The 11,187-nt window shown below is 44.6% G+C and carries 6 protein-coding genes; 3 read left to right on the forward strand and 3 right to left on the reverse strand.

Features of this window, described 5'->3' with window-relative positions:
* Positions 1 to 296: 296 nt before the first annotated feature.
* Positions 297 to 1,181, reverse strand: coding sequence for a lipoyl synthase (gene lipA / locus IM322_RS11295; protein ID WP_287673383.1), 885 nt, complete (start codon positions 1,179 to 1,181; stop codon positions 297 to 299).
* A gap of 206 nt (positions 1,182 to 1,387) precedes the next feature.
* On the opposite strand from lipA, the gene IM322_RS11300 reads away from it, so the two are divergent.
* Positions 1,388 to 3,136 carry a mechanosensitive ion channel family protein gene (locus IM322_RS11300; protein ID WP_353737508.1) on the forward strand — a complete coding sequence of 583 codons (1,749 nt, stop codon included), beginning with the start codon at positions 1,388 to 1,390 and terminating at the stop codon, positions 3,134 to 3,136.
* A gap of 450 nt (positions 3,137 to 3,586) precedes the next feature.
* A complete protein-coding gene (locus tag IM322_RS11305; RefSeq protein ID WP_287673385.1) occupies positions 3,587 to 4,498 on the forward strand; it encodes a hypothetical protein in 912 nt (303 codons plus the stop codon).
* 596 nt (positions 4,499 to 5,094) lie between these two features.
* Here the strand turns inward: IM322_RS11305 and grxD are convergent.
* Together grxD and dnaX are read right to left on the reverse strand one after the other, a co-directional pair.
* Entirely contained in the window at positions 5,095 to 5,418 is a 324-nt protein-coding gene (gene grxD / locus IM322_RS11310; protein WP_287673387.1) for a Grx4 family monothiol glutaredoxin, read from the reverse strand.
* Between the two features lie 87 nt (positions 5,419 to 5,505).
* Positions 5,506 to 8,733 (reverse strand): DNA polymerase III subunit gamma/tau, encoded by a 3,228-nt coding sequence (dnaX, locus tag IM322_RS11315; RefSeq protein ID WP_287673388.1) that lies wholly within the window; start codon positions 8,731 to 8,733, stop codon positions 5,506 to 5,508.
* 242 nt (positions 8,734 to 8,975) lie between these two features.
* Between dnaX and IM322_RS11320 the strand changes: the two genes are divergently transcribed.
* Positions 8,976 to 11,168 (forward strand): molybdopterin oxidoreductase family protein, encoded by a 2,193-nt coding sequence (locus IM322_RS11320; RefSeq protein WP_287673390.1) that lies wholly within the window; start codon positions 8,976 to 8,978, stop codon positions 11,166 to 11,168.
* Positions 11,169 to 11,187 lie beyond the last annotated feature (19 nt).

An 11,187-nucleotide genomic window follows, 5' to 3' on the forward strand; every position in this document is an offset into this window, starting at 1 on the left:
AATAAATATTGGCAGAGGATTAAAGATTAGTTATTGTGACTAACTCTTTTGGTTAGAGAAAGATAAACTTGAGAATCTTCGGTCAAATTTATTGACTCAAAATCCGCTGTACTTAATTTAAATGAATCAACCCTAGGGGTTTGGGGGGTAGAACCCCCCAAAAGCTTGGATTGAGTCATAAAATCGAAAGTAACGCCCAATTTTAGCCGAGAGTTTCCCCGTAAAAATCCCAACTTAGTAGATTTACAAAAATTAACTTAAAACTTACATCTGATAACTGATAACTGATAACTGATTTACTCTCCGGCATGATAGGAACTGCGGACTAGGGGGCCGGATCTAACCTGGGAAAAACCCATTTTTTGGGCAATTTCTCCCAACTCGCTAAATTCTGCGGGAGTCCAATATTTCTGTACGAGCAAATGTTCCAGAGAAGGACGCATATATTGACCAATAGTAACTCGATCGCAGTCGATCGCCCGTAAATCTGCCAAAGTCTCGATAATTTCCTCTTTTGTCTCACCGTGACCGACCATTAAGCCGGATTTCGTCGGAATTGACCGATCGATTTCCTTAACATAACGCAAAACCGCCAAAGAGCGATCGTATTTAGCCCCGCGTCTAACCGGTCCTTGCAAACGGCGCACCGTCTCGATATTGTGATTGTAACAGGCAGGTTTTGCTCCCACCACCGTCGCCACCCGTTGCTGTTGACTTCCCTTACCCCCAGCAAAATCCGGGGTTAACACCTCAATTAAAGTGTGGGGATTGAGTTCGCGAATGGCTGTCATCGTCCGCACAAACCAACTGGCTCCGCCGTCTTCCATATCATCTCTGGCTACAGAAGTCAAGACAACGTAACTTAAATTTAACAATTGCACCGCTTCCGCCACTTTTTGCGGTTCCTCGACATCGAGAGGCATGGGTGCATGACCCTTATCCACTTGACAAAAAGCACAGGAGCGGGTACAGGTGGGACCCATCAACAAAAAAGTCGCCGTACCTTGGGCATAACATTCGCCGCGATTGGGACAGCGACCCTCCTCGCAGATAGTATGAATGTTCCTTTGTTTGATAATGCGCTGAACCGTGGAAATTTCGCTAGATTTACCGAGCGAGCGCCGTAACCAAGTAGGTAAAGAGGTAATTTCCTCGCGCCACTGTGGGGAAATATTGGACATGAGAAGTTAAGTAGGGTGTTGGGGATTTCAGTTATCAGTAATCAGTAATCAGTTATCAGTGAGGGGTTGGGGAGAAGGGAGAAGGGAGAAGGGAGAGGGACGACCGACTCCCCAAAACGAAAACTTCGCATCTCACCATTAAGATAACTGCTATAAGCTGAGAAAGCGGGTAAAGATCATTGTTAATCAAAAAGGAAACTTGGGCAATGGGACGACGGCAACGGAGAAAAATTTTCAATCTGGTCATTCAAGGATTGGCGGGTTGCCTCTTGGTTAGTATATTTGTTCTTAATACCCTGCCATCCCTAGCCCAAAATTTTCTGGTTCCATTTGCATCTCCCACGGGGACAAGGATTTTTGTAGCCGGGGATATAGAATATGCTTCCGTGTATTTAGATGGATTTGCCTTATTTCAGATTGCCTCCCAAGATTTTACCGCTTCTAGGGTGGAAGCGGCCCAGGAAATCTCCCCAGTACAAAGACGGGCTAGGCGCATTGAAAGAGGCTTAAATAATATTATCAATGGGGGTTTCGATCCGACAACCTTGCAAGTAAGTCCGGCGACCCTCAATAATTTAACTGTGATTGTGGCCAGGGATAACCAGAATTTACCGCAACAGGTAATTCTGACAGTAACAGAAATTGATGCCCTGATCGATTCTTCTTCGGTTGCCGATTTAGCGGACAGATGGGTTAAAATCATCCAAACAGCTTTGCTCCAAGCTTGGCAAGAACGTCAGCCCGCCGCTCGCCGGCAACAGGTAATGACTGCCACTATAATTATTTTCGGGATGGTTTGCTTAAGCTGTTTATTAATTTGGTGGCAGAAACGTTTAAGAAATCGCTTCAATCTCCTCAAAAAACAAGCTAAAAGTCAATCCGATCAGAATTTACCCAGAAATTCCCCTCCCAGAAAAGATCGCTCCCAAGAACCGATTTTAGCCTCTGTGGAAGATTCCTCTAATTTCCGTCAACAGGCTGATATTCAGCGACAACTGACGTTAAATATTCTCTGGAAAAGACTGGCTCTTATTGGACTGATACTGCTTTGGTTTGGCGGAATAGCGGCGATTTTGTATGTATTTCCTGAAACTAGGCTAGAAGGACGCGGGATAATTCGTATTCCTTTACGGATTTTTATTATCTGGTTGCTGCTGACATCAGTGAGCAATATGATTAATCTCTACGTTAATTCTCGGCTACGGGAGTGGGTAGAGGAAGGAGCGGTTTTTTCCGAAAATTTGGAAAGGAGGATTCTGCGCGCTCCAACTTTATTAAAAGTTTGGCGAGAAATTATCACATTTATTGCTATTTTTCTGGGAATTTTGATTTTTTTTGCCTGGATGGGTCTTTCTTTCGCCTTTTTACTCACAGGAGCCGGTTTAGTGGGAGCATTGCTCACCTTTGCCTTTCAGGATCTTTTAAAAGATTGGATTAACGGTTTTCTGATTGTCTTTGAAGACCAATACACTGTTGGTGATATGGTCCAGTTTCAGGAGTTTATTGGTTTGGTGGAAAATATGAGTTTGCGAGCGACTCAATTGCGGGCCGCCGACGGACGTTTAATCACTATTGCCCATAACCAAATTATCACCGCACACAACCTCAGTAAAGATTGGGCGCGGGTCGATTTTACCATCGAAGTCGCCTATCAGACCGAGCCAGATGTGGCGATCGCTTTAATGGCAGCCATCGCTGAAAATATGGCTGTAGATCCACAATGGCAAGAAGATATCATCAATCCTGTGCAGGTTGCTGGTGTCAGTCGGGTTTCTCACACGGGAATGGAAATTATGCTCAGAATTGTCGTCAAAAGATTACGACAATGGGACATAGAAAGAGAGTATCGTCGTCGTCTCAAGATTGCTTTTGAGGAGAAGGGAATTCACATCGGTATCCCCCAACAAAGTTTCCTCATAGCAAAAGATAGAGAACAATTCAAGGGACAGTTTTAAAGGGGAGCGACTCTCTCCCACTTATGGTGATAACCTATTGAAAAATGGCGTTTTGGGGTTGTTATGTCCTTAAATGTAAAGTTTTGTTAGGAGATTCAATGTTTCTGGGAAAGTGGGTTAGAATCGAGTTGTGTTAGGTCTGGGGTATTCTATCTAAAGGACGAGAACTTTTTGCCCCTATTCCTCTGTTTCCCAAAGCTCCTCAGCCTTGTTTTGTCTCTAACCTAGCCCGAGAATATTTCTAGGAACGGATTTAGTTTTCTCGCATTTGCTCTTTGACTTGCCACCCCCGATTGACCTAGACTTCACTGAGATGTGTCAGGCAGTCAGGGTTGAATGACCAACTGGTTGAGGCAAGGAGTAAGCAGGATTAGGTAGTGGGGGAATTGGTGCAGGTGATGCGGGGTGTGGTGTGAATATTTAAGTGAGTACACAAGGAAGGAGTTAACTATGTCTGACAAGAATAATGAGCCTAAAGATAGCTTGGATAAAATAAGTATAGGTGTCTCATCTTTATCGACATTTGTTTTAATGATTATTGCCATTCTCAATGGGTTTATAGGATATCAGACTTCTCAGCTGCAACAGAAAACCGAAAATATTGAGAATCAATTAGAAGGATTTAAAACCAACATTCAAACGGCAGAATTAATTCAAAAATTGATTGGAGATTTACAAAGCCCTCAATTAAAAAAAGATATCGCTTTAATTGCTTTGAATCGGACGATAGCTGACAATGATGAAAGCTCTAAGCAGATGATTGCTGAGATAGCAACGCAAATTTATAGATCAAGATTTAAAGAGTTAATGTCTAAACCCTCAAATACAGATCAAGAATTTATAGGACAAACACCAGAGTTTCAAGATACTTTTACGGCTCTTATGATTATTGGCGAAAGGGATCCGAATCAAGCTAATGGGATTATTAAAGAGCTTAGAAAACTTCAAGAAGGCTACAAAAATAGCAAGGATCCTAGAGAGAAAATTGTTGAACAAATAACTAAAAATTTTGATTTTGTTGTTTATATTTACTATAACGAGAACGAGAAAGAAGTGAACAAATTTAAGCAATATCTAGGTAAAAATTACACAATTGATGATTTACATCCGATTAAAAAAGAAGATGTTCAAAATACATATTCTTTAAAGAATGATCAGCCAATCAGTAGGATCAAATATTTTCATGCTGGGGATAGAGAACGAGCTAAAAATCTAGGGGAACTCACTCAAAGTTATGTGAATAATAATAAAAACATAAATTTACCTAAAGACCTACTAGAATCGGATCTACTAGAATTAGTGGACTGGAATGCTCCTAATGGGAAGATTGAAATTTGGGTTTATTTCCCTCCAACTCAATAAACTGACTGCCGCCCTCATTCGGTCGTGTACGAAGGTACTTGGAAGTAACCGTTAAAAAACGGCTCTTCTTGTTTCTGTGTGGGAAGAAGAAGAATAGGGATAATTTTTCGGAAATATAGTCTTCAAAGCCTTGCCTAGCAAGACTCCTACGAATGATAAGCACTGATTATCACACAGAGTCGAGAATATCCGAATGTGCAAGGCTGGCGACTGAAATTGACAGCGTAATTCGGGATTCCCCTCTTTTCTAGGTCGTTGCTTAGAGCGCGTTTTCACTGACTCACCTCTGATTTCTTCTCATTATTTTACCGTTTTTTACTATCTTCCTCTTGGATTATCAGGTACTCTTTATAATTAAGCCTCTTGCTTAAGTTGACACCAATGATCGTGGTCAGTGAGTTTATCGAACTGCGTGCGCCCAAAATGTCCTATAGATATTTCTACAAAACTGAGATGTACCAATCAGTTAGCAGTTTTGAGTTTTTAGTGGACAGTCTTAAGTAGAAAATTGCCGTCTTTTCACTGATTACTGATTACTGATTACTGTTTGGTAGGTTTAAACTAGGTTAGATTAGCTAACCTAACCTAGAAAATTTTTAGGAAGCTAAGGCTACCTCGACTATTTGTTGTAGTTCCCCATTTTGATAGAGTTCGAGCATAATGTCGGAACCGCCAATAAACTCACCGTTGATATAGACTTGGGGAATAGTCGGCCAATCGGAATACTCCTTAACTCCTTGTCTTAACTCCTGATCTTGCAGAATATCGACAGTTTCGTAGGAAACCCCCAGAATATTGAGAATTTGTATGACGTTATTCGAGAAACCACACTGAGGCATTAATTTATTGCCCTTCATGAACACAATAACTTTGTTATTCTGGACTAATTGATCGATTCTGGCCTTAGTTTCGGGTGTCATAGGTCTAGTAGCTAGAATTTGAGCAAGAATAGCCAATCCTGAGACGTGGCATATCCTATCAGTTTAGCACAAGCCGTTGAGATAGCTTTAAAAAGGAAGGTCTTCGTCCTCCTCCAAACTCTCTAAAATTTCGTTAACATCAGGTCTCCCGCGCACGATAGTCATATTTTCCAGAGACTTATTAACTTTAGTTTCTGCGGCCGAATTTTCTGGCAGTGAATAACCCATATTGACCACTTCACCATCAAAAGATTTCGCTAACTTTTGAGCGGCTGCCAAAATTTCACTAACATCGACATCTTGATCTAATGTCTCTAAAGATGAATCAAAATTTAAGATTTTTTGGGGCAGTTCTGTGCTAATAGTTTTGTCATTTTTCTCAATAATTGCTTCTTTGACCGGGGGAATATCCACCACGGTCATAACTTTATTTTCGGGAGTTATTGGTGGAGTTGGTGCGGTTTCCGGTGGTGGTGGCATCCTGGCCGCCGGGGATTGAGAAACTTCCGCAGCCATGGCATCAGTAGCGGAACCTACCTGTAAATGGACTTTAATCCGGCGCTGAAAAACTGCCTCGAAAGCTGACTCAATATTAGTCAATCGTAGCCGGGCCATTTTTAATAATTGTTCCGAAGATATGCTCAAATAAGCGCTCGATTCTGACCTACTAAAAAGACTACCGTGCTGACGTAGGAGAGTGCGAGTAGTGGGAGGTTCCATTACTTCTAAAACCTGCTGCCAAATTTGTTCATGATTGTCATCACTGGCAACAGTTTTAACCTCAGTTTTCGGCACTTCGACGCTAGTTGTCGGGGTGATAACCGCCGGTTTTATCGGTTCATTAACCGGTGCCGGTGCTGTGATTACTTCAGTGGGCCTCTCGGTGCTGGTTTGGGGACGGGAAGGCGCTACCGTGGCAACTAGAGGAATCACCTGTGCTTGCGGTAAAAGTCCTAATAGAGTGACTTCTAACCAGAGACGGGGTTGAGTCGTGTTTTTTAGTTGCGTTTCGCTGTCTTTAAGAAGTTGTTGACCGCGGAGAATTTCCTCTAAAGACCAATTACGCGCTTCCGTACACAATTCCTGCCAAGTGGGAGCGGTGACAGCGACCATTTCTGGACGATTAGGGGCAGTTTTGGCTAAAAGTAGGTTTAAATAGAATCCCGCTAGATTTTGCAAGACGATTAAAGGTTCCTTACCGCGATTCATCAGATGGCGACATTGTTCGATAACTTGATCGGGAATATTGCCATGAATGAGTTTAAGTAGGGTTAAGAGGTCTCTTTCGGGGACTGCACCGACTAAATCCCAGACTCGCTCGGCCGTAATCGTTCCTGCGAGTAAACTTAATTGATCGAGGAGACTTTCCGCATCCCGTAAACCACCGTTAGCGATCTGAGCCACAAGGGTTAATGCTTCTAGGTTAATATCGATCGCTTCTATTTGGGCGATTTTTTGCAGGTGTGTCACCATCGCATCGAGAGGAATACGGCGATAATCAAAGCGTTGACAACGGGAGATGATGGTAGGCAAGACACGCTGAGGATCGGTGGTAGCAAGCACAAAAATCACTCGATCCGGCGGTTCTTCCAGAGTTTTCAGCAGCGCATTAAAGGCCGCCGTACTGAGCATATGGCAGTTATGAACTAATAACCCATTGGCAACAAAATTATGATTGTCCTCCACTTCTAGGTCATAGACGCTTTCTGTGTCACCTTCTTGAATCCCTATCACTTCCTCGAAATTTGTCAGCCATTGAGGGGATTGCATAGGGTTGTAAATCGGCAATCCATCGGGCTGTGGCCGATGCTCCCATTTTGAGGTAATGATAGATCTTCCCCGTACTGTGTCGAGTATAGGATAGGCTTTTTGTAGCGTAACCTCTTTGAGTGAGCCAATCGGCAATAAGTTGATTTTCGGCGGGGGAATATCCTTCCGTGTGTAATTGGATAAAACGGCTTCCGTGAGGGGTGATACTGAGTGATCCGTCATCCATATACCACCAAGCCAGTCCTTCGGGTGTGATGTTTTCCAGCCAATTGAGGGAAACAAATTTTCGTTCTCCTTGAGGTCTGACCATCTGGAAAACTTCTCCAAGGCTGGGATGACAAACGCTGCGGGCATAGATTGAAAGTTCTCCATATCCACCGTTGGCAACGATTTGTGACTGAATTTGTAACTCTGGAAGACGACTGGCTTTGTATTCAAGCCATTCTTGTTGTTTACTGCCATGATTCCAGCGTATTCTCGGCCATCGACTGTTTTGGTTGGGGTAATCGATAGTTCCATCTCCGAGTAAAGTCCCGTATATAAGTCCGAGGCTGTTTGAGGACAAAGATTCTCGATGGAACAGTAATTTTTTGGTTCGCTTTTCCCATAAACCGTGTCCTTGTTTGTAAGGATGTCTTTGCCAATAGGATTCAATACTTTTGATCCCTCTGCCTTTTTGTTGGAGAAACAAGGGAATTTCCCGTTTTTCCCCACAGCCACACTGACAAAAGGGCTTGATGGATTCAGCCTGTTGCAAAATAGAGGCCAAGTCATAGACTCTTGTTCCGTTACTATTGCCGTAGTTTTGATGCCCTGAAACGAAACGTCGGTTATGTCCATCCCTTCCATACTTAGAGATGAGTTGCCCGCAGCCACATTCACAGGGGATAGGATATGATCGCCGATTTTGAGATTTTTTGCTTGTATCCATGCTTTTTCTGTTCTAATCAAATGATTACCAGTGCAATTAATCGTCCGATTTCTGGTTTGAATGGTTAAAGTTGCTTTTACGCCTCGGTTTAGCCATCGCAGGACTTTTTTATATTCCCACTCTCCGCTGCTCTCGTTGTAACTGAGAACTCGTTTTCCGAGAATCTCAGGATGATTAATGGGGATTAATCCCGTTTCGGTGAAAACAAGGCTATCCCCAGTCAGGCATTCATCGATGACATAGACTTTATAACGACATTGGACGGGGGCAAATTGCGATCGCTCGATAATTTCCCGAATGTTATCCACACCGGTATTACTAGCGGCATCAATTTCGATCACGTCTAAAGCGGAACCATTGGCGATCGCATGACAGACGGAACACTTACCGCAGGGAATCGGCGTCGGATGGTCACTAGACAGACAGTTGAGGGATTTGGCTAAAATTCGCGCCGAGGAGGTTTTCCCCGTGCCTCTGGGTCCAGTAAATAGGTATGCAGGGGCGATTCGCTCACTGATTAAGGCATTACTCAAGGTCGTGGCGATCGCTGATTGTCCCACCAAATCGGCAAAGGTTTGGGGACGATACTTATGATGTAGAGGTTCGTAGGTCATGACTGGCTGAAAACTTTTTCCCCACCCTAGAGACTACTATTATCCTATCCCGATTCTTTTTCAACACGAGAACAAGTGTATGCTTTTTATCTAGCCAGTTGTAATGCGGGATTTGCATCTCGAAAATGGCAGTTTAGCTAAGGCTTGTAATAAATTGTATTAATAACTACAATTTCGCCGAGAAAATCTGCCGACTATCTTAGTATGCCCAAAGACAGCGCCACTAATCAGACCCACTGCTTATGACTGAATCTACAAAAACCCAATGTCCTTACTGTGGAGTAGGTTGTGGTTTGACAGTCACCCCCGGCGCGTCGGCCGGACAAGCATGGAAAGTCTTTGGGGACAAGTCCCACCCCTCCAGTCAAGGTATGATCTGTGTTAAAGGGGCCACCGTAGCGGAATCGATCGATAAAAATCGCCTCAAAACCCCGATGATCCGCGATTCTCTCCAAGATCAATTCCGTCTTTGTACTTGGGAAGAGGCCCTCGATCGCATCGTTAACCAGATGCAAACTCTAATCGCTCAGGGGGAAAAGGAAAGTATCTGTCTATACGGTTCGGGACAATTTCACACCGAAGATTACTACATCGCCCAAAAACTGGTCAAGGGCTGTCTGGGAGTCAATAACTTTGATGCTAATTCCCGTCTCTGTATGTCTTCGGCCGTGGCCGCTTACCTTGACAGTTTCGGTTCCGACGGTCCCCCCTGCTGTTACGATGACCTAGAATTAACCGATTGTGCCTTTCTGGTGGGGACAAATACGGCCGAATGTCACCCCATCATCTTTAACCGTCTGCACAAGTATCTCAAACGCAACAAAGAAGCGAAATTAATCGTCGTCGATCCCCGCAGCACTAAAACCGCCGAGGCCGCTAATCTCCACCTAGCCATTAACCCGGGGACCGATATTGACCTATTTAACGGTATTGCCCACCTGTTACTGGATTGGGGTGCGATCGATACCTATTTTATCGATAAATGTACCCGGGATTTCGGCAAATACGCCGAAATTATCCGCCATTATCCCCCCGAAATAGTCGCGAGTAAATGCGGTATCCCCATCGACCATTTAGAACAGGCTGCCCGCTACTGGGCCGAATCGGAAAGAGTGCTTTCCCTCTGGTCGATGGGTATCAATCAATCTAGCGAAGGCACGGCCAAAGCCCGCACTTTAATCAATTTACACCTAATGACGGCTAATATCGGTAAACCGGGGGCTGGTCCTTTTTCCCTAACGGGACAACCCAACGCCATGGGAGGACGGGAAGCCGGCGGACTCTGCCATCTTCTGCCCGGTTATCGTTTCGTCAAAAATCCCCAACACCGGGCCGAAGTGGAACAAGCTTGGGGTTTACCCGCCGGTCGGATTTCTCCGGTCCCCGGTCGCGATGCTTGGAGTATGATTACTGGTTTGGAGACCGGAGATGTCAAACTTCTCTGGATTGCCGCCACTAATCCGGCTGTTAGTATGCCTGATCTAGAACGCACCAAGGCCGCCCTGTTGAAATCACCTTTTACTATCTATCAGGATGCCTACTATCCCACAGAAACCAGCGCCTACGCCCATTTATTACTGCCAGCGGCCCAATGGGGCGAAAAAACGGGAACAATGACCAATTCTGAGCGCATGGTGACGTTAAATAAAGCTTTTCGCCCTCCCGTCGGTCAAGCTCAGGCCGATTGGCAAATTTTCGCCGAAGTTGGCCGCCGTTTGGGTTTTCAAGCACAATTTAATTTTAAGGATTCCGCCGAGGTACATTCCGAGTTTATCCGGTTGACATATAAACGTCCTTGTGATATGACAGCGATTAATTATGATCGCCTGGCCGAGACTCCCCGACCGTGGCCCGATTCCATCGATGAAATTTCCGCCCCTAAAACCGCTAATTCCGGGGAATTACTGGGGAATTTAGTTAAAGATGAAGATAAAAGCGAAAAAACAGCCGCAAAACGCCTTTATACCGATGGTAAATTTAATACTGCCGATGGTCGTGCTGTTTTCGCCGCTTACCACAGTAAAGGTCTAGCGGAACCCCCCGACGATGATTATCCCCTAGTGTTGACCGTGGGGCGTTTGTACGGTCACTGGCACACCCAAACCCGCACCGGCCGCATCGAGAAAATTGTCAAAATGCACCCCGCACCTTTTCTGGAAATTCATCCCAAAGATGCGGCAAAATTGGGCATAGAAGCGGGGGAATGGGTGGAGGTGCGTTCTCGTCGCGGTTTTGCCCGTTTTCCCGCTTTAATTACCAAAGCAATTGCCCCTAATTGTGTCTTTGTGCCGATGCACTGGGGAGCTTTATGGGCAGAAAATGCTGAGGCTAATAGTCTCACCCATCCGGCCGCTTGTCCGATTTCCCTGCAACCGGAATTAAAAGCTTGTGCCGTCAAATTAATCCCGATCAAGTCTTTAGTTAGGGTCTGCTGAAAAAGTTTTTCGGTGGGGG

This window comes from Microcystis sp. M109S1 (assembly GCF_020247025.1).
In the GTDB taxonomy this organism is placed as follows: Bacteria; Cyanobacteriota; Cyanobacteriia; order Cyanobacteriales; family Microcystaceae; genus Microcystis.

Bases quoted from the DNA above. Each gene is read 5' to 3' on its own strand.
- lipA (WP_287673383.1), bottom strand. From the start codon at position 1,181: ATGTCCAATATTTCCCCACAGTGGCGCGAGGAAATTACCTCTTTACCT.
- IM322_RS11300 (WP_353737508.1), top strand. From the start codon at position 1,388: ATGGGACGACGGCAACGGAGAAAAATTTTCAATCTGGTCATTCAAGGA.
- IM322_RS11305 (WP_287673385.1), top strand. From the start codon at position 3,587: ATGTCTGACAAGAATAATGAGCCTAAAGATAGCTTGGATAAAATAAGT.
- grxD (WP_287673387.1), bottom strand. From the start codon at position 5,418: ATGACACCCGAAACTAAGGCCAGAATCGATCAATTAGTCCAGAATAAC.
- dnaX (WP_287673388.1), bottom strand. From the start codon at position 8,733: ATGACCTACGAACCTCTACATCATAAGTATCGTCCCCAAACCTTTGCC.
- IM322_RS11320 (WP_287673390.1), top strand. From the start codon at position 8,976: ATGACTGAATCTACAAAAACCCAATGTCCTTACTGTGGAGTAGGTTGT.